Origin of the sequence: Micromonospora sp. NPDC049048 (assembly GCF_043197615.1) — a bacterium.
Lineage (GTDB): Bacteria > Actinomycetota > Actinomycetes > Mycobacteriales > Micromonosporaceae > Micromonospora.
Genome location: NZ_JBICTM010000008.1, coordinates 176698 through 195237 on the forward strand (window position 1 = coordinate 176698; position 18540 = coordinate 195237).

The window sequence follows — 18540 nt, forward strand, 5'->3', positions numbered from 1 at the left end:
CGGCAGCGGGAGGCGCGGGCGGTCGACCGCCGGTCAGGCCTGTAGCACCGCGAGGGCGAGACGGGCCGTCTGGGCGTCGTAGCCCTCGGTGCGGTCGAAGCGGCCGAGCCGGCCGATGTCGGTGACCACGTTGAGCGCGGCGTGCACGAGCACACGTGCGTCGGCGCCGGGAAGGTCCGGTCGGACCGTACCGACGAGTCGCACCCATTCCTCGACGTGCGCGCGCTGCGCCCCGCGCAGCTGGTGGCGGTCCTCGTCGGGCAGGTTGTTGTTCTCGGCCAGGTAGACCGCGACGAGGTCGCTCTGACCGAACGCGAAGGCGACGTAGGCCTGCACGACCCGGCGCAGGGCGTCGGCCGGGTCGCTCGCCTCGGCGATCGCCGCCGTCGTGGCGCCGGCGAGGCGGTCGGTGGCGCGGTAGTAGGCGGCAGCGAGCAGGTCGGCCTTGCTGGGGAAGTAGCGGTACACGCTGGAGGCCTGCATGCCGGCCGCGCGCCCGATGTCCTCGACGGCGACAGCATGGTAGCCGTGGTGGTGGAACAGGCGGATCGCCTCGCTCAGCAGCAGTTCGCGGCGCGACGCCGGGCGCACCGGCGCGGTGCCGGGCGTCGCGCGCCGCGGTGGCGGCAACTGGGGCGCGTCGGCCCGCAGCAGGGTCCAGGCGACCCGGGTGAGCAGCTTCTCGGTGTCGGTGCCGGTTGCCGCCGCACGGTAGGTGGTCACGCTGCCGAAGGCGCTGAGCGCCGCGTTCACCAGCAGCTCCGCCTGCCCGGCGGTCAGTTCGGGCCGCAGCTCGCGCAGGGGCCCGGCGAGGCGGCCGACCAGCGTGGCCAGGGTCGCGGCGAACTCCCGCCGATGCTCGGGGGTGAGGTAGCGGCCCTCCCACTGGTACAGCCCGGCGACGCGCCGTTTGTTCACGGAGATTCCGGCGATCGTGCCCAGCAGTTCGTCGATGACTGCCTCGGTGGTGCCCGCCTGCGGCTCGGCGGTCGCGGCGAGCAGGGCGCCGACGACCTCCCGGGTGGCGTGCACGAGGATCGCGTACTTGTTCGGGAAGTGCCGGTAGACGGCCGGGCCGCTGATGCCGACGACGGCGGCGATCTCGTCGACGGAGACCCGGTGGTAGCCCCGCTCGCAGAACAGCTCGGCACCGGCCAGCGCAATGCGGTCCTTGCGGTCTTTCGGCCGCTTCGTCGCTACGGGGCCCACACCGCTCGCTGCTGGTCGCACCCCTACACGTTAGCGCCCCCTCGCGATGACGCCTCGGTGGCCGTCGGTCTTTCCGCTCGCCGTGCGCGGGGGAGGCCGATGGCGGCCAGCGTGCTTCGTGCGTGGGAGCTCCTTGACAAGCGGCTGCGAACTCAACGAAAGTTAGGCGGAATTCGCATTGGGGTGAGTGGCGAGGAGCTTGGCCATGACGACCGAGGTGTTCATCTACGACGCGCTGCGCACACCACGCGGCCGGGGGAAGCCGAACGGATCGCTGTACGGGGTTAAGCCGGTTTCGCTCGTCGCCGGTCTGATCGAGGAGACCCTGCGGCGGATGCCCGGCCTGGATCCGGCGCTGATCGACGACATCGTGCTCGGGGTGGTGTCCCCGCTGGGCGACCAGGGCGCCGACATCGCCAAGACGGCCGCCATCGCCGCGGGCCTGCCCGACACGGTGGCCGGCGTCCAGCTCAACCGCTTCTGCGCCTCGGGCCTGGAGGCGGTGAACATCGCGGCGCAGAAGGTGCGTTCGGGCTGGGAGGACCTGGTCCTGGCCGGCGGCGTCGAATCGATGTCCCGGGTCCCGATGGGCTCCGACGGCGGAGCGTGGGCGCTGGATCCGGAGACCAACTTCACCACCAACTTCGTGCCGCAGGGCGTCAGCGCGGACCTCATCGCGACCCTCGACGGCTACGACCGCGACGTGGTCGACGGCTACGCGCTGCAGTCGCAGGCCCGGGCCGCGAAGGCGTGGGCCAACGGCTACTTCAACCGCTCGGTCGTACCGGTGCGGGACCGCAACGGACTGGTGGTGCTCGATCGCGACGAGCACATCCGTCCGGACTCGACCGCCGAGGGCCTCGCCGCGCTCCGTCCCTCCTTCGCCGGCATCGGGGAGAAGGCCGGCTTCGACGCGGTGGCGCTCCAGAAGTACCACTGGGTCGAGCGCATCAACCACGTGCACACGGCGGGCAACTCGTCCGGCATCGTCGACGGCGCCTCCCTGATGGTCCTCGGCAGCGAGGCGGTCGGCACGGCGGCCGGCCTCACCCCGCGGGCGCGTGTCGTCGCCACCGCACTCAGCGGCGCCGATCCGACGATCATGCTCACCGGCCCGGCCCCGGCCGCCCGCAAGGCGCTGGCCAAGGCCGGCCTCCGCGTCGAGGACCTCGACCTGGTGGAGATCAACGAGGCCTTCGCGGCCGTGGTCCTGCACTTCGTCGCCGACATGGGCCTGAGCATGGACGTCGTCAACGTCAACGGCGGTGCGATCGCGATGGGGCACCCGCTGGGAGCCACCGGAGCCATGATCCTCGGCACCCTCGTCGACGAACTGGAGCGGCGCGGTGGTCGCTACGGGCTCGCCACGCTCTGCGTCGGCGGCGGCATGGGCATCGCGACCGTCATCGAACGAATCTGAGGAGTCAGACGAATGGTCAACACGATCCGGTGGGAACACGGCGACGACGGCGTCGTCCTGCTCACCCTCGACCATCCCGGGCGTTCGGCGAACGTGATGAACGACGAGTTCACCGCGAGCTTCATGGCGACCGTGGACCGGCTCGAGGCCGAGCGCGACCAGATCGCCGGCGTGATCGTCACCTCGGCCAAGAAGACGTTCTTCGCCGGTGGCGACCTGGAATCCCTGCTGCGGCTGGCGCCCGCCGACGCCGAGGCGTCCGAGGCCGACACCCGCGCGCTCAAGAACGCCGTGCGCCGGTTGGAGACACTCGGTCGTCCGGTCGTGGCCGCCATCAACGGGTCGGCCCTCGGCGGCGGGCTGGAACTCGCCCTGGGTTGCCACCACCGCATCGTGGTCGACGACCCGGCCATCGAGATCGGCTTCCCCGAGGTCACTCTCGGCCTGCTGCCGGGCTGCGGTGGTGTCGTGCGCAGTGTCCGGCTGCTGGGCGTGATCGACGCGCTGACCAACTGGCTGCTGCGCGGCCAGCGGCGCCGACCGCAGGACGCACTCGCGCACGGGCTGGTCGACGAGCTCGCCGCCGACGCGGCGGGCCTGATCGACGCCGCCCGCGCCTGGATCGCCGCGAACCCCGACGCGACGCAGCCCTACGACCGCAAGGGCTACCGGATCCCGGGCGGAACCCCGGCCACCCCGGCGCTCGCCGCCCAGCTGCCGGCCATGCCCGCCACCCTGCGCAAGCAGCTCAAGGGTGCGCCCTATCCCGCGCCGGTCAGCATCCTCGCCGCCGCCGTCGAGGGTGCGCAGGTCGACCTGGACACCGCCTTCACGATCGAGGGGCGGTACTTCATCGAGCTGGCCACCGGCCAGATCTCCAAGAACATGATCAAGGCGCTCTTCTTCGACGTGCAGACCGCCAACTCGCGGGAGGTCGGTGAGGGGCATCCGCCGCTGCGGCGGGTGGCGGTGATCGGCGCGGGCATGATGGGCGCCGCCATCGCCTACGTGTGCGCCCGGGCGGGGATGCAGGTGGTGCTCAAGGACGTGACCCTCGACGGCGCGCTGCGCGGCAAGGCCTACTCGGTGGGCCTGCTCGACAAGGCCGTCGCCCGGGGCACGACCACCCCGGACGACCGCGATGCGATCCTGGCCCGGATCCAGGCGACCGAGGAGCTCGCCGACCTGGCCGGCGTCGACCTCGCCATCGAGGCGGTCTTCGAGGACCCCGCGCTCAAGCACAAGGTGTACGGCGAGATCGAGCAGGTCGCGCCGGACGCGCTCATCGCCTCCAACACGTCCACCCTGCCCATCACCGTGCTCGCCGAGGGCGTCAGCAAGCCGGAGGAGTTCGTCGGGCTGCACTTCTTCTCGCCGGTGGACAAGATGCCGCTGGTCGAGGTGATCCGCGGCGAGCGGACCAACGAGGCCACGGTGCAGCGGGCCCTGGCCGTCGTACGCCGGCTCCGCAAGACGCCCATCGTCGTCAACGACAGCCGCGGCTTCTTCACCAGCCGGGTCATCGGGACGTTCACCAACGAGGGCGTGGCGATGCTGGCCGAGGGGATCCCGGCTGCCACGATCGAGCAGGCCAGTAGCCAGGCCGGATACCCCGCGCCGGTCCTCGCGCTGATGGACGAGCTGACCCTCACCCTGCCCCGCAAGATCCGGCAGGAGACGGCCGCGGCGACGGTCGCCGCCGGCGGCACCTGGGAGCCGCACGCCGCCGACGCCGTCATCGACCGGATGATCGACGAGTACGGCCGGCCCGGACGCTCGGGCGGCGCCGGGTTCTACGACTACCGCGACGGCAAGCGGGTCGGGCTCTGGCCGGGCCTGCGGGACAACTTCGGCGGTACGAACCTCGACACGCCCTTCGAGGACCTCAAGGAGCGGATGCTCTTCATCGAGGCGATCGAGTCCGTGCGGTGCCTCGAGGAGGGCGTGCTGACCTCGGTGGTCGACGCCAACGTCGGCTCGATCCTGGGCATCGGCTACCCGAGCTGGACCGGCGGTGTGTTGCAGTACATCAACCAGTACGAGGGCGGGCTGCCGGGCTTCGTCGCCCGCGCGCGGGTGCTCGCGGAGCGCTACGGCGACCGGTTCAGCCCGCCCCAGCTACTGCTGACCAAGGCCGATCGGGGCGAGCGGTTCGAATAGGTCGGTCAGAGTCCGGCGGCGAGTCGTTGGGCGTTCATGTACGCGATGGCCTCCACGGAGATCATCGGGTTGACGCCCAACGACGCCGGGAAGGTGGACGCGTCGGCGAGGACCAGGTTCGGGACCTCCCACGTGGTGCCGTCGGGCCCGGCGACCGACGTCGCCGGGCTGCCGCCCATGCGGGCCGCGCCCATGATGTGCAGGGCGGCCATGGCGATCTGGCCGGGTGCGGTCCCCAAGGTGTCCGTGTGCCGGATGAAGTCGTCGATGGAGCCCTGTCCGCGTTCCCAGATCCTGCCGCGCTGGTGCCCGGAGAACAGCTTGCGGGCGCCGGCCGCCTCGACGATACGGGCGGCGCCCTCGATACCGGCCCGCATGTGGGCGGCGTCGTACGCCGAGAGGCGGTAGTGCACCACCGGCTCGCCGTCGCTGCCGACCTTGACCTGTCCACTGTCGCGGTCGCGGGTGATGATGCCGACCCCGCTGAGGTTCGGCAGCGACCGCATCTGGTCCAGGTGGGCCTGGGCGCCCCTCCAGCTCATGAACGACACGGCGGTGGCGGGGTTGGTGGCGGCCGTCTCGTAGATGACGCCGTAGCCGCGACCGTCGAGATCGGCGTGTTCGGTGGAGTACCGGGTCTGCATCCCGCCCTCCCAGGGCCGGACCTCCTCGTCGAACACGCCCCAGACGCCGGTGGCCGGGTGCAGGTGCAGGTGCCGGCCGATGTTCGGGTTGGTGAGGCCGGAGCGGCGCAGCAGGGCCGGCGTCTGCACGCTGCCGGCCGCGGCGACCACGGCGCGGGCGCGGATGGTCACCGGGTTACCGTCGGCCGTGTGGCCGGCGACGCCGGTCGCCCTGCCGGCCTTGACGGTGACGGTGCGCACGTCGACGCCGACGACGAGCCGTGCGCCTGAGGCCTGGGCGTCGACGAGCCAGGTCTTGGTCGCGGACCGCTTGGCGCCGATGCGGCAGCCCAGGCCGCACCGCCCGCACTCGATCCCGGTGTCGCAGCCGTCGACGTTGCGGGGCATCTCGTCGACGTGCCAGCCGAGCTTGGCCAGTCCGCGCTCCATGAGCGCGTCCCGGGACGAGATCCGGCCGTGGTCGCGATTGACGCCGAGCCGGGACCACACCGCGTCGAGGCAGGTGTCGTACTCGTCCGTGGCGAACTGCGGCACGCCGAGCGCGGCCCACTCCTCGCGTACGCGTGGCGGGGTGCGAAACGACGTGGTGTAGTTGACGACGGTGCCGCCACCGAGGCACTGGCCCTGGAGGATGCTCAGCTGGCCCTCGGCGGTGGCCGCCGGGCCCGGGGCGTAGAGCCGCGACAGTCCGGACAGTTCCCCGCCGTCGAAGTCCCGATCGTCGTAGTACCCGCCCTTCTCCACGACGATCACGTCCAGGCCACGGCCGGCGAGGACGGCCGCGGCGGTACCGCCGCCGGCACCCGACCCCACGATGACGACGTCGCAGTCCAGGCTGGTCGCCTCGGTCGGGCGGAGCGGAGCGAGGACGGGCTCGGGGGCGTCGGTCCTGGTGCCGAGCGGACCGGGGTAGCCGATGGCCTGCCACACCGGCGATCGACCGGTCGGCCCGGGTGCCATGTAGTAGGACAGGGTGGCGGCGCCCTTGAGGGCCTGGAAGAGCGCCCGCTTGCGGGTGACGCCGGAGTTGGCCAGGGCGAGCAGCATCTGCTCGCGGCGCTGCTGGGTCTGTCGGGAGAAGCGCCGTGCGCCTCCGCCGAGGACCAGCCGGGTGGCGGGGGACTCCCACAGGTCCAGCAGCCGGAGGAACTGCTTGACCTCGGCGGCGCGAGGGTTGTGCAGGACCAGCGCGGCCATGATCTCGACGGCGCCGAGTTGACTGGCCGGCGGCAGGTCGGCCCCGTCGCCTGGTGCGAACGTGTCGCAGATGCTCGCCAGGGCAGCGCGCTGTTTGGCAGATAGTTCCATGGTTCTTCCGTTTCAGAGCGGTGGGTGGGTTTCCGAGTGGCCGGCGTCAGGCGTGGGGGCGGTACCGAAGTAGGCCTCGGCGACGCTGCGCCGGTCGGCGCGGAGCTCGGCGGCGGATCCGGTGAGCACGACTCGGCCGTGGTGCAGCACCATCGCCCGGTCGGCGATGGACAGGGCGAGATCGATGTGCTGCTCGACGAGGACGATGCCGACACCGAGCCGGTCGGCCAGTGCACGGATGCCGGGCAGCAGGGCCTGGACGGCGATCGGGGCCAGACCCATGCTCATCTCGTCGATGAGCAGGACCCGTGGCCGGCAGACCAGTGCCTTGGCGATGGCGAGCATCTGCTGCTCACCGCCGGACAGCTGACCGCACCGACGCGACATCAGTGGTTTCAGGGCGGGGAAGAGGTCGAGGGCATGCCCGAGGTTGGCGCGCCACCCTCGGGCGAGGGCGAGATTCTCGCGTACCGACAGGTTGTGGAACACCCCTCGGGTGTCAGGCACCAGGATCAGGCCCGCGCGGGCGTTCTGCTCCAGCCGTCCACGCAGCGGCCGGCCGAATGCGGTGACGGTACCGTCCATCGGCCGGATGACCCCGGCAGCGGTCAGCAGCGCCGTGGTCTTTCCCGCGCCGTTGGGGCCGAGCAGGGCGAGGACCTCGCCCTCGCCGACGTGGAGGTCGAGCTCCCGGACGGCGGGGACACCGGCGTAGCCGGCCGTGACGCGGTGCAGACTCAGGACATCGCTCACGGCACGAGCTCCGATCCGAGATACGCGGTACGCACGGCCGGGTCGGACAGCACGGCACCCGGTGTTCCGGAGGCGATGACGGCCCCGTAGTCCAGGACGTACACGCGATCGCAGATGTCGGCGACGAGGTTCATGTCGTGCTCGATGAGCAGCACCGCCCGGCCCGATGCGGCGATGGCACGGACGTGGCCGCCGAACTCGGTGCTCTCGTCGGTGTCCAGCCCGGCCGCCGGTTCGTCGAGCAGGAGGACGCGAGTGGCGCCGGCGAGGGCTCGGGCGACACCGACGACCTTCTGCCGGCCGAGGCTCAGCTCGTCAGGACGGTGATCGGCGATCGCGTGCAGGCCGAACATCTCCATCACGCCGTCGACGTCGTGGGCCGGCTGGCGACGACCGACAAGGTCACTCCAGAGGTTGTGCAGGGGTCCCCGGCCGGACGCGATCGCGATGTTCTGGCGCACGGTCAGGTCGGTGAAGAGTTCTCCCGCCTGCCAGGTCCGGGCCAGGCCGGTACGGCGGCGCTCATGGGGCGCGAGCCGGTCGATCCGTCGTCCGGCCACGCTGATCGTGCCCTGGGCCGGGGTGAATCCGGTGACGGCGTCGACGAAGGTGGTCTTGCCGGCGCCGTTGGGGCCGATCAGCCCGACGACCTCGTTCTCGTTGACCTGGATGCTGATGTCGTTGTTGGCCACCACGCCGCCGTAGCGGACGGTCAGGCCGGTCGTGGTGAGCAGCGGCTGGGTCTCACTCACGAGGTGACCTCCCGGCGGGTGTGTCCGCGCAGCAGGCCGGTGGCGCCGCCGGCGATACCCGCCGGATTGAGTACGGCGGTCACGACCAGGGCGCAGGCGGCGATGAGGGTGTAGTACCGGCCGAGGCCGAGCGTGCCGTTGAGCAGCGTGTAGAGCACGCCGAGGGGGGCGACGAGTCCGGCGATGAGCGCACCGCTGATCCGGGTGATCCCGCCGACGTAGGCCATGCACAGGACGCTGAGTCCCACGATTATGTTGAACGACTCGACCGACAGCTGTGAGCGGCTGTAGCCGATGAGGCATCCGCCGACACCGGCGAGGAACGCGGAGAGCGCGAAGCCGGTCAGTTTGACGCGGGCCACGTTGATGCCGGCGCTTGCCGCGGCCCGCTCGTTGGACCGGACGGCCAGGAACGACTGGCCGGTGGCGCCGGCCAGGATCCGGGCGACGGCCAGAGTCAGCACACCGACGATGACGATCACCGTGGTCGCGAACGCGGAGGTCGTCAGGTCGGTACCGCGGCGTACCGCCAGATCCCAGCCGAACAGGGTGGGGTCCGCGATGAGGTTGCCCTCGAACGGGGTCAGCGCCGGGTTGGCGAAGACGAGTTGCTGCAGGGCGACGGCACCGGCCAGGGTCACGACCGCGAGCTGCGCCCCGCGAACCCGCAGCGCCGGCAGGCCGACGACCACACCGACGAGCGTGGCGGCGCCGGCCGAGACCACGATCGACAGCGGGAACGGTATGTGCCAGGACATCGTCGCGCGGGACAGCAGGAAGCCGGCGGTACCGGCGAAGGCCATCGCGGCGAGCGAGATCTGACCCAGATAGCCGGTGAGCACGACCAGCGAAAGCGCGATGAGCGCCATGATGATCGAGGTGACGACGCCGAACCGCCAGCTGCCCGACGTCAGGCCGACGGCCAGGGCCGCCGCCCCGGCCAGCGCCACGGCGGCCGGCAACGGCCGTCGGGGCAGCTCCACCGCCGGCATGCGTACCGTGCCCAACGCGCCCCGTGCGGGGATGTGCCGCCCCAGGACGACCAACGCGACGATCACGAGCAGGAACGGCACCACGTCGCCGAGGCCAGCCTGGGCCCAGACCGGCCAACCATCGAAGCTGCTCAACAACAGCAGCACCGACTGGAGGACGCCGATACCCACACCGGCCAGGCACGCGATGATGACCGAGGTCAGGCGGGCCAGCAGGGCGGCGGCGAGCCCCGGCAGGACATAGAACATGTAGCCGATCGGGTCGAGGCCGAGCGTCGGGGCGGCAAGGACCGCCACCAGGGACGTCGCCGCACCGGTGAGCAGCCACATGACGCTGGCCAGCCGGTCGGGCGACAACCCGGTCAGTCTGGCGGCCAGCTCGTCTTCGGCTCCGGCCCGGGTCGCCACGCCCAACCTGGTGAACCGGAAGTAGACCGAGAGGACCACCGCCACCGTCAGGGCCGCGACCAGCAGTAGCAGGTCACTGACGTTGACCACGGTGCCGCCCACGGACAACGTCCGGTCCGTGAGCAGGGCGGGCGCGAGCACGCCGTCGGTCGAGAAGCGCAGCGGAACCAGCGCAGCGATCGCCAGCATCAGCCCGACCGATGCGACCACCTGTGACAACGGTGGAGCGGTGCGCAGCGGCCGGAACACCAGCCAGTGCGCGGCGAACGCCAGCCCGGCCGCGCTGAGTACGCCGAGCGCGACAGCGGGCCAGGCCGGCAGCGGCTGCGAGCTGAGCTGCACCGAGCCGACGGGAAACACGAGCGTGCCGCTCTGCCGCAGCTCGGCCACCACCCACACCGCCCAGAGGGCCAGGGAGCCCTGCGCGAAGTTGAGGACCCCGGTGGCGGCGTACAGGGACACGATGGACGCGGCGATCACGGCGTACACCGCACCGCCGGCGAAGCCGAGCGTGACGAACAACAGGAGTTGATCCATGGTCGATTCCTTGTGCTGGCCCGGATGTGGACGGTGGGCGACGGCGTGCGGCACGCGCACGCCGTCGCCGGGGGCTTACACCGCGCCGGGGATGACGCTCATGACCTGGGGGATGGGCGTGATCCAGGTGTCGGTGACGGGCTTGATCGAACCGTCGGGCTGGACCACGAACAGCAGTAGCTGGGTGGTGCAGTTGGGCGAGGTGGCGCTGCCGCAGGTGACTTTGGGGCCGAGGAAGCTCGGGAAGTCCTTGAGCGCCTTGAGTGTCTTGAGGACACCGGGGCCGGTCAGGTCGGCGTCGGTGGCCGTGGACATCGCGTTCGCGAAGTTCATGAAGAGCGCGAACTCCCCGAACGCGTAGTACCCGGCGGTGCCGCCGGACACGGCGGAGATGTACTTCTCGGCAAGTGCCAGATCGCGCTGGGCCTCCGGGGGCGCGTACCGGGCGGCGGCGGGCAGCCAGTTCGACGAGTACAGAGCGCCGCCGGCAGCCTGCTGCGGGGCACCCTTGACGTAGTCGGTGCACGCGGCGGTGAAGATCTCGCCCTGGTACCGCAACTGTCGCAATGCCTGGACCAGGGCGGTGCAGACGGCCTCGCTCGGCGCGGCGACCAGGCCACCCACATCCGGGTTGTTCCGGGCGATCGTGGAGGCCACGGCGGTGAAGTTGGGGTTCGTGGGGGAGAAGTAGATGCCCTTGGCGTCGATTTCGAGCGCCTTGGCCACCACCGGAAGGAGATTGTCGATGGTCTGGTGCGACGACGGGGTGTCGACGAGGGCCAGCGTCACCGACTTCTTACCTTCGGTCTTGAACGCCTGCAGGGCGCCGATGAGGAAGGCGGCCTGCGGCGCGGCGAAGAACACGCGGTTCTCCGCCTTGGCGCCGGTCACGGAGTCGAACGGAATCATGCCGACGAGCGGGATCTGTGCGGCGGTCAGGGTCGGCAGGGCCGCGCTCGACGACAGGTTGTAGCCGTCCATGACGGCGACCACCTTCTTCTCGACGAACATGTTGGCACACGACTGTGCCCGCTCAGGCGTCGTGTCGGTGTCGCACGAGACGACCTCGATCGGGTGGCCGTTGATGCCGCCGAACTCACCGTTGATGTAGGACACCGCCGCCTTGGCCCCGGTGTCGGCGCCCGGCTGGGGGACCGGTCCGCCGGACGGGTTGAGGAAGCCCACGACGATCGGTGGCTTGGACAGCGTCGAGGTCGTGCTCTGGGCGCTCGGGGCGTCCGAAGCGCAGCCGGTCGCGGCCACCATGGCGGCGACGAGAATGTGGAAGCCCGGATGACGGCAGGGGCTCTATGCATGGAACCTCATTTCGACGCGATGGTCGGTGCCGTCAACGGTTCGAGGCGCCGACCGAACGACTCTCCGTGATGCGACGGGCCGGTCCTGTGGCGTTACGTCAGACATTGCCGCTGGTGACCGGCGGTGTCGGTGAATGCCAGGGACGGCGCACCGCCGGACCGGTGCGTGACCGGACCGGCGGTACCAGCGGTGACATGCGATCGGCCCGCGACCGATAGCGCGGGCGTCCTGGTTCGTGCTTACGGCACTGTAAATCACACGTAACTTCTTGGGAAGGGTCGCGGACCTCGCCTGACAGTCGGATTTCCCGCGCACTTCGAGCTTTGTGTGGCCTGTGGGACCTGGGCGTCGGCTGGACGGCGGCGATGCCGGGTGGCCTGAATCTGACCAATGTCTGCGAATCATGCCTAACAAAACACCCCGGCCTGTGAGTGTTCGGCACACTCGCAGGCCGGGGTGTACACCGTTGGTGACGCGTTCACCGACGGCATGTCACTGGGGGCCGGTGGCGATGGCGGGATCCCGCGTCCGACCGGCGGCGGGCGCTGCTCAGGTTGGTCGTGGACGAGCCTTACTGCAACTGGTCGGACAACCCGTAGGTCTTCGCGATGATCTCGCGTTGGATCTCGCTGGTGCCGCCGTAGACGGTGGACACGATCGAGGACCGGACCAGGCGCTCCATGTCGAACTCGGTCGCGTACCCGTAGCCGCCCATCATCTGCATCGCGTCCAGGGCGACGCGGCGGGCGACCTCGGTGGCCTTGAGTTTGGCCATCGAACTCTCCCGGGGCAGCACCGTGTCCGGGGACCGGTCGACCTTGGCGGCGGTGTCGTAGATCAGCAGCCGGGCACACTCGATCTCGGTGGCCAGGTCGGCCAGGCGGTGCCGGATCACCTGGAACGACCCGATAGGCCGGCGGAACTGGCGTCGGTTCTTGACGTAGTCCACGACGTCGTCGAACGCGCGCTGGGCGGTGCCGAGCATGACGCTGGCGAGGATCAGCCGCTCCATGTTGAGCCCGGCCATCAGCTGCCGCCAGCCGTGGTCGATCTGGCCGACCACCGCGTCGGCGGGCAGTACGCAGTCGGCGAAGTAGAGGTCGTTGACCTCGCGCCCGCCCATGGTGTCGATGCCGGAGATGGTCAGCCCCGGCGCCGTGGCGGGGACCAGGAACATGGTCAGGCCGTCGTGGTCGCCGGCCCGGCCCGAGGTGCGGGCGACCAGCAGGATGTGCTCGGCGAGATGGGCGTTGGAACACCAGGTCTTCTGGCCGTTGATGACGAACCCGTCGCCCCGGCGCTCGGCGCGGCAGCTCAGGTTGGCCACGTCCGAGCCGGCCTCGGGTTCCGACATCGCGACGGCCTCGATGACGCCCCGGGCCACCCCGCTCAGGATGAGCTTCTTCTGCTCCGGTGAGCCGAACCGCTCGTAGGTGGCGGCGACGATGATCGACGTGGTGAAGCCGCTGATCGGCGCCATCGCCTTCCCGGTCGCCTCCAGGAAGAGGCACAGCTCCACCATGCCCGCGCCACCGCCGTCGAACTCCTCCGGCAGCGACAGGCCCAGCCAGCCGAGGTCGGCCATCTTGCGGTACAGGTCCGGGCTGTGGGTCTCCCGTCCGCCGTCGGTGAGTCTCTGCCGCTGTTCACGGGTGCCGACCTCGCGGCGGCAGAAGTCCTGCACGGCCGTGACAAGGGATCGTTGCTCGTCGCTCCACTCCACAGCTGTACCTCCAGCGTCACAAAGGGATTGACAGCAAGGCTAGACTATCGAATATCAAATGTCAGGAGGCTGTGCCGATGACGTCCCTCGTTGAGCACCCTCGCCGGCTCCGCGTCGTCGACCCGATGACCGGCGAGTCCCGCACCGAATACGACATCGCCGACGAAGCCGCGGTGTGCACCGCCGTCGAGCAGGCGCGCGATGCCGCAGGCTGGTGGTCCGGCCTGGACGCTCGGCAACGCCGGCGCCATCTGCTCGCCTACAAGGCGCTCGTCGCGAGCCGCATCGAGGAGCTGGCCGCCCTCATCCGCAGCGAGACCGGCAAGTCGGTCGCGGGGGCCCAGCTGGAGGTCATGCTCGCCGTCGAGCACCTGGACTGGGCCGCCCGGCACGCCCACCGGGTGCTGAAGCGGCGGTCGGTGTCCTCCGGCATGCTCGCGTTCAACCAGGCCAGCTCGGTGGAGTACGTGCCGTACGGCGTCGTCGGCGTGATCGGGCCGTGGAACTACCCCGTCTACACGCCGATGGGGGCGATCTCGCACGCGCTGGCCGCCGGCAACGCGGTGGTGTTCAAGCCCAGCGAGTTCACCCCTGGCGTCGGCGTGTGGCTGGCGGAGCGCTGGAGTGAGCTGCTTCCCGACCGGCCGGTGCTGCAGGTCGTCACCGGTGACGGCACGACCGGGGCGGCGCTGTGCCGCGCGGGGGCCGACAAGATCGCGTTCACCGGATCGGCCGCGACCGGGCGTGCGGTCATGGCCGCCTGCGCCGAGAGCCTGACCCCCGTCGTGATCGAGGGTGGAGGCAAGGACGCGCTCATCGTCACGGCCGACGCCGACCTCGACGCGGCTGCCCAGGCGGCCGTGTTCGGTGGCTTCGGCAACGCCGGGCAGACGTGCGCCGGAGTCGAGCGCGTCTACGTCGAGCAGGCCGTCTACGAGCCGTTCGTGGCCAAGCTGACCGAGCTGGTGCGGCAGGTCCGGCCGGGTGCCGAGCCGGATGCGCCGTACGGGCCGATGACGACGCCGGCCCAGTCCGGAATCGTGCTGAGCCACATCACCGACGCGCTCGAACGGGGCGCCCGGGCGATCGTCGGTGACGCGAGTTCGGTGCGGCCTCCGTTCGTCGACCCGGTCGTGCTGGCCGACGTCCCCGAGGACAGCGCGGCGGTCACCGACGAGACGTTCGGTCCGGTGCTGGTGGTCAACCCGGTGGCCGACGCCGACGAGGCGCTGCGCCGGACGAACGCGACCAGCTACGGGCTCTCCGGCTCGATCTTCACGCGTAGTCGCCACCGCGGGATGGCGCTCGCCGCACGGCTGCGGGCCGGCGCGGTCTCGGTCAACTCGGTGCTCGGGTACGCCGGGGTGCCGTCACTGCCTTTCGGTGGCGTCGGTGACTCGGGCTTCGGGCGGGTCCACGGCGCGGACGGTCTGCGCGAGTTCAGCCGGCCACGGTCGGTCACGTGGCAGCGCTTCCGGGCACCGATCGATGTGATGACGTTGCAGCCGACCGCTTCCGCCATGCGGACCTCGCTGTCGATGTTCAAGTGGCGTCATGGTCGCCGGTGACCTACTCGCTCCACAGCCCCAGACCATCGAGATGCTTGACCAGGCGCTCGGCGCCGTCGGTGAAGTGGCGGGCCATGACCGGTCGGACGGTCTCGGGATCGTGGGCCTCGAGCGCGCTGATCAGGGCCTCGTGATCGGCGATCATCCCCGCCCGCCACTCCGGGTTGGCCGCGTAGAACCGCGACGGTGTGTAGCGCGTCGCGGTCCGCAGCAGCCAGGACAGCTTGCGCGCGTCGGTCAGCCGGTTGATGCTGCGGTGGAACTCGAACTCGAGCTGCTCGACCTTGCTGATCTGCCTGGCCTGGGCGGCCCGGCGCAGCCGCTCGTGCTGCTGGCGCAGGTCGTCGAGCTGGGCCGGCGTGATGCTGACGGCGACCCGGGCGGCGAGCTCACCGGCGATGTCGCCCTGCAGGCTGAACACGTCCAGGATGTCCTGCCGGGACAGCGGCGCGACCACGTGGCCGCGGCGCGGCTGCAGCTCGACCATGTCCTCCGCGCGCAGCATGAGCAGGGCCTCGCGGACCGGCGTGATGCTCAGCCCGGTCTCCTGGGCGACCTCCTCGAGCCGGATCCGTTCGCCGGGGCGCAGCTGGCCGGACATGATCCGGTCGCGCAGCAGGATCGCCACCGTCTCTGACAACTGAGGATGAGAAACGTCTCGAACCTTGCTTCGCTCCGCCACACGGGTAAGACTATCAAATGTCAAATGTTGCAAGGGATGCGCGGATGAGCTCGTCGATGCTTGAGGCCGAACCGGCCGGTTGTGGTTTGCGGGCCGCCACCAGCGCCGGCGTCCGCACGATCTGGTTCGACCGGCCCGAGCAGCGGAACGCGATGACGCTGGACATGTTCCGTGACTACTACGCGGCGCTGCTGGCCGCCGACGCGGATCCGCAGGTGCGGGCGATCGTGGTGACCGGCACCGGCGACTGGTTCTGCGTGGGCGCCGACCCGGAGGCGCTGCAGGCGCTGCTCGACGAGCGTCACCGCGACCGGCTGGTGGACGAGTTCGGCTTCGAGCCACATCTGCCGATGACGCTGGGAACGCCGATCATCGCGGCGATCAACGGCGGGGCCGCCGGCCTCGGCCTGGTCCACGCACTGTATGCCGACGTGCGGTTCCTGTCGGCGCAGGCGCGCGTGGCCGCCGCGTTCAGCCGGCTCGGCCTCATCGCCGAGTACGGCAGCGCCTGGCTGTTGCCCCGGCTGGTCGGCGTGGGCAACGCGCTGGATCTGCTGGTGTCCGGCCGCAAGATCGACGCGGCGGAGGCGCTCCGGATCGGACTGGTGCAACGGGTGCTCCCACGCGACGAGGTGCTGGCCGAGGCGCAAGCCTATGCCGAGGATCTCGCCGCGCACTGCTCGCCGGCGTCCATGGCGGTGATCCGACGGCAGGTGTGGTCGGGCCTGGAGACCGGGGCGGCCGAGGCGGCCGCCGACGCCGGCCGGCTCATGACCGAATCCCTCGCCGGGGCCGACTTCGGTGAGGCCCTCGCCAGCCAGGTCCAGGGGCGTGCTCCCCGCTTCGCGGCGCGGGCCGGCGCATGAGCGGCCCGCTGGCCGGCGTCCGGGTCGTGGAGCTCGCCGGGATCGGGCCGGGCCCGTTCGCGGCGATGCTCTTGGCCGACCTGGGGGCCGACGTCGTCCGAATCGACCGACCGGAGCCGGGCGCGCTGGCCGCCGGCGACCCGAGGCGGGACCTGCTCAACCGGGGCAAGCGGTCGGTCGTCGTGGACCTCAAGCATCCCGACGGGGCCGAGGCCGTCCTCGCACTGGTCGACCGGGCCGCGATCGTGATCGAGGGCTGGCGTCCCGGGGTGGCCGAGCGGCTCGGCATCGGGCCGCAGGCCGCGCTGGAGCGCAACCCGGCTCTCGTCTACGGGCGGATGACCGGATGGGGACAGCAAGGGCCACTGGCCCACGCCGCCGGCCACGACATCGGCTACATCGCCGTCGCCGGGGCGCTCCACCCGATCGGCCGTTCGGGCGGGCCGCCGCAGATCCCGCTCAACCTCGTCGGTGACTTCGGTGGTGGCTCGCTCTATCTCGTCGTCGGCTGTCTGGCGGCGCTGCACGTGGCCCGGAGCACCGGCCGTGGGCAGGTGGTCGACGCCGCCATCGTCGACGGCACGGCCCACCTCACCACGCTGTTCGCCGGTCTCCTCGCGGGCGGCGCCTGGCAACCCGAGCGCGGCCGCAACCTGCTCGACGGCGGGGCGCCGTTCTACGACGTCTACGCCACCGCCGATGGCGGGCACATGGCGGTGGGCGCACTGGAACCCCAGTTCTACGCCGAGCTGCTGCGGCTGCTCGGGCTGGCCGACGCGGACCTGCCGGCCCAGCACGACGTCGCCGGATGGCCGGTGCTGCGCGCGCGCTTCGCGGAGGTCTTCGCCCAGCGCACCCGCGACGAATGGACCGGGCTGTTCGAGGGCACCGACGCCTGCGTGGCGCCGGTGCTGTCGCTCGCCGAGGCGCAGCACCATCCGCACCTGGTGGCGCGCGCTACCTTCGAGGAGCACTTCGGAGTTCGACAGCCCGCCGTGGCGCCCCGCCTGTCGCAGACACCGGGTCAGATCGGCGGCAGCCCGCCGGTGCCGGGCGCGGACACCGAGACCGTGCTCACCGAGTGGGGTCTCGGCGCACATCTACCGCAGTGGCTGGGCAACGGCGCCGTCAGCCAGACACGAGGAGAGCGTTGATGCGTATCGCGACACCGCTGGCCTATGCCACGGACCCCAGGAGCGGCGCCGACGCCGTGGCCGCCTGGGAGGATGACGGTCTCGACGTGGTCTGGGTGTCGGAGGCCTACGGCTTCGACGCGCCGACCATCATGGGCTACCTCGCCGCGAAGACGACCCGGCTGCAGATCGGCTCCGCCATCCTGCCCATCTACTCCCGTACCCCGGCACTGCTGGCGCAGACCGCGGCCGGCCTGGACGCGATCTCGGGCGGCCGGGCCATCCTCGGCCTGGGCGCGTCGGGGCCGCAGGTGATCGAGGGATGGCACGGCATCGCCTACGACCGGCCGCTTGCCCGGACCCGCGAGGTGATCCGGATCTGCCGGCAGGTGTGGCGACGCGAGACGCTGGTCAACGACGGCATCTACCCGCTGCCGCTGCCGGCCGGGGAGGGCACCGGCCTCGGCAAACCGCTGAAGATCCTCACCCACCCGGTACGCGACCGGATCCCGATCTACGTGGCGAGCCTGGGCGACAAGAACGTGCAGATGACCGCCGAACACGCCGACGGGTGGCTGCCGTTCCTCTACGACCCCGAGCGCGCGGCCGATGTCTGGGGCGGCGCGTTGGCGGCCGGCCAGGCCAGACGGTCCGACGATCTCGGACCGCTCGAGGTCGTGGCCGGCGGCCCGCTGGCCATCGGCCCGGACGTGACCGGCCTGCGTGACCTCGCCCGGCCGCTGATCGCCCTGTACGTCGGCGGCATGGGCGCCAAGGGCCGCAACTTCTACCACGACCTGCTGTCCCGCTACGGCTACGCGGCGGAGGCGGACCGCATCCAGGACCTCTACCTGGCCGGCCGCAAGACGGAGGCCGCCGCCGCCGTGCCGGCGGAACTGCTGGAGCGCACCAGCCTGATCGGGCCGGAGAGCTACGTGCGAGACCGGGTCCAGGCCTACCGCGACGCCGGTGTCACGATTCTCAACGTCACGCCGTTGGGTTCCGATCCGCGGCGCCTCATCGCCGCAGTGAAGGACATGGCCCAGTAGGGCCTGTGCAGCAAGGAGC

14 protein-coding genes are annotated in these 18540 nt (G+C 71.1%); 6 read left to right on the plus strand and 8 right to left on the minus strand.

The annotated features are described in order from the left end of the window. Nucleotides 1–33: 33 nt before the first annotated feature. Nucleotides 34–1230: a TetR/AcrR family transcriptional regulator gene (locus ACGFIG_RS24560; protein ID WP_393006594.1), complete on the minus strand. Its 1197-nt coding sequence runs from the start codon at nucleotides 1228–1230 to the stop codon at nucleotides 34–36. A 184-nt stretch (nucleotides 1231–1414) separates the two neighbouring features. On the opposite strand from ACGFIG_RS24560, the gene ACGFIG_RS24565 reads away from it, so the two are divergent. Both ACGFIG_RS24565 and ACGFIG_RS24570 read left to right on the plus strand, forming a co-directional pair. Then, on the plus strand, nucleotides 1415–2629 hold the full coding sequence (locus ACGFIG_RS24565) for an acetyl-CoA C-acetyltransferase (RefSeq protein ID WP_393006596.1): 1215 nt from the start codon (nucleotides 1415–1417) through the stop codon (nucleotides 2627–2629). A gap of 12 nt (nucleotides 2630–2641) precedes the next feature. Then, nucleotides 2642–4789, plus strand: a complete 2148-nt coding sequence (locus ACGFIG_RS24570; protein WP_393006598.1) for a 3-hydroxyacyl-CoA dehydrogenase NAD-binding domain-containing protein — start codon at nucleotides 2642–2644, stop codon at nucleotides 4787–4789. A gap of 5 nt (nucleotides 4790–4794) precedes the next feature. Here ACGFIG_RS24570 and ACGFIG_RS24575 read toward each other — a convergent pair whose 3' ends face one another. The 6 genes from ACGFIG_RS24575 to ACGFIG_RS24600 form a co-directional block, all read right to left on the minus strand. Further along, on the minus strand, nucleotides 4795–6741 hold the full coding sequence (locus ACGFIG_RS24575) for a GMC family oxidoreductase N-terminal domain-containing protein (RefSeq protein WP_393006600.1): 1947 nt from the start codon (nucleotides 6739–6741) through the stop codon (nucleotides 4795–4797). 12 nt (nucleotides 6742–6753) lie between these two features. Next, complete coding sequence (locus ACGFIG_RS24580; RefSeq protein WP_393006602.1) at nucleotides 6754–7494, minus strand: ABC transporter ATP-binding protein; 741 nt, start codon at nucleotides 7492–7494, stop codon at nucleotides 6754–6756. Further along, nucleotides 7491–8246, minus strand: a complete 756-nt coding sequence (locus ACGFIG_RS24585) for an ABC transporter ATP-binding protein (RefSeq protein ID WP_393006604.1) — start codon at nucleotides 8244–8246, stop codon at nucleotides 7491–7493. The genes ACGFIG_RS24580 and ACGFIG_RS24585 overlap by 4 nt, the downstream gene beginning before the upstream one ends. Then, the gene (locus tag ACGFIG_RS24590) at nucleotides 8243–10183 is read right to left on the minus strand and encodes an ABC transporter permease (protein WP_393006606.1); all 1941 of its coding nucleotides are present in this window, start codon (nucleotides 10181–10183) and stop codon (nucleotides 8243–8245) included. The genes ACGFIG_RS24585 and ACGFIG_RS24590 overlap by 4 nt, the downstream gene beginning before the upstream one ends. A 75-nt stretch (nucleotides 10184–10258) precedes the next feature. After that, a complete protein-coding gene (locus tag ACGFIG_RS24595; RefSeq protein ID WP_393006608.1) occupies nucleotides 10259–11449 on the minus strand; it encodes an ABC transporter substrate-binding protein in 1191 nt (396 codons plus the stop codon). Between the two features lie 622 nt (nucleotides 11450–12071). Next, nucleotides 12072–13223, minus strand: coding sequence for an acyl-CoA dehydrogenase family protein (locus tag ACGFIG_RS24600; protein ID WP_393006610.1), 1152 nt, complete (start codon nucleotides 13221–13223; stop codon nucleotides 12072–12074). A gap of 77 nt (nucleotides 13224–13300) precedes the next feature. Here ACGFIG_RS24600 and ACGFIG_RS24605 point away from each other — a divergent pair, with 77 nt between their 5' ends. Next, nucleotides 13301–14791: an aldehyde dehydrogenase family protein gene (locus tag ACGFIG_RS24605; RefSeq protein WP_393006612.1), complete on the plus strand. Its 1491-nt coding sequence runs from the start codon at nucleotides 13301–13303 to the stop codon at nucleotides 14789–14791. A 1-nt stretch (nucleotide 14792) separates the two neighbouring features. Here ACGFIG_RS24605 and ACGFIG_RS24610 read toward each other — a convergent pair whose 3' ends face one another. Then, entirely contained in the window at nucleotides 14793–15431 is a 639-nt protein-coding gene (locus ACGFIG_RS24610; RefSeq protein WP_393006614.1) for a GntR family transcriptional regulator, read from the minus strand. An 86-nt stretch (nucleotides 15432–15517) separates the two neighbouring features. Between ACGFIG_RS24610 and ACGFIG_RS24615 the strand changes: the two genes are divergently transcribed. The 3 genes from ACGFIG_RS24615 to ACGFIG_RS24625 are packed head-to-tail and all read left to right on the plus strand — an operon-like array spanning nucleotide 15518 to nucleotide 18521. Next, a complete protein-coding gene (locus tag ACGFIG_RS24615) occupies nucleotides 15518–16339 on the plus strand; it encodes an enoyl-CoA hydratase-related protein (protein WP_393006616.1) in 822 nt (273 codons plus the stop codon). Next, a complete protein-coding gene (locus ACGFIG_RS24620) occupies nucleotides 16336–17493 on the plus strand; it encodes a CaiB/BaiF CoA transferase family protein (RefSeq protein ID WP_393006617.1) in 1158 nt (385 codons plus the stop codon). The genes ACGFIG_RS24615 and ACGFIG_RS24620 overlap by 4 nt, the downstream gene beginning before the upstream one ends. Beyond that, nucleotides 17493–18521 carry an LLM class F420-dependent oxidoreductase gene (locus ACGFIG_RS24625; protein ID WP_393006619.1) on the plus strand — a complete coding sequence of 343 codons (1029 nt, stop codon included), beginning with the start codon at nucleotides 17493–17495 and terminating at the stop codon, nucleotides 18519–18521. Before ACGFIG_RS24620 ends, ACGFIG_RS24625 begins: the two co-directional genes overlap by 1 nt. The last annotated feature ends 19 nt before the right edge of the window (nucleotides 18522–18540 follow it).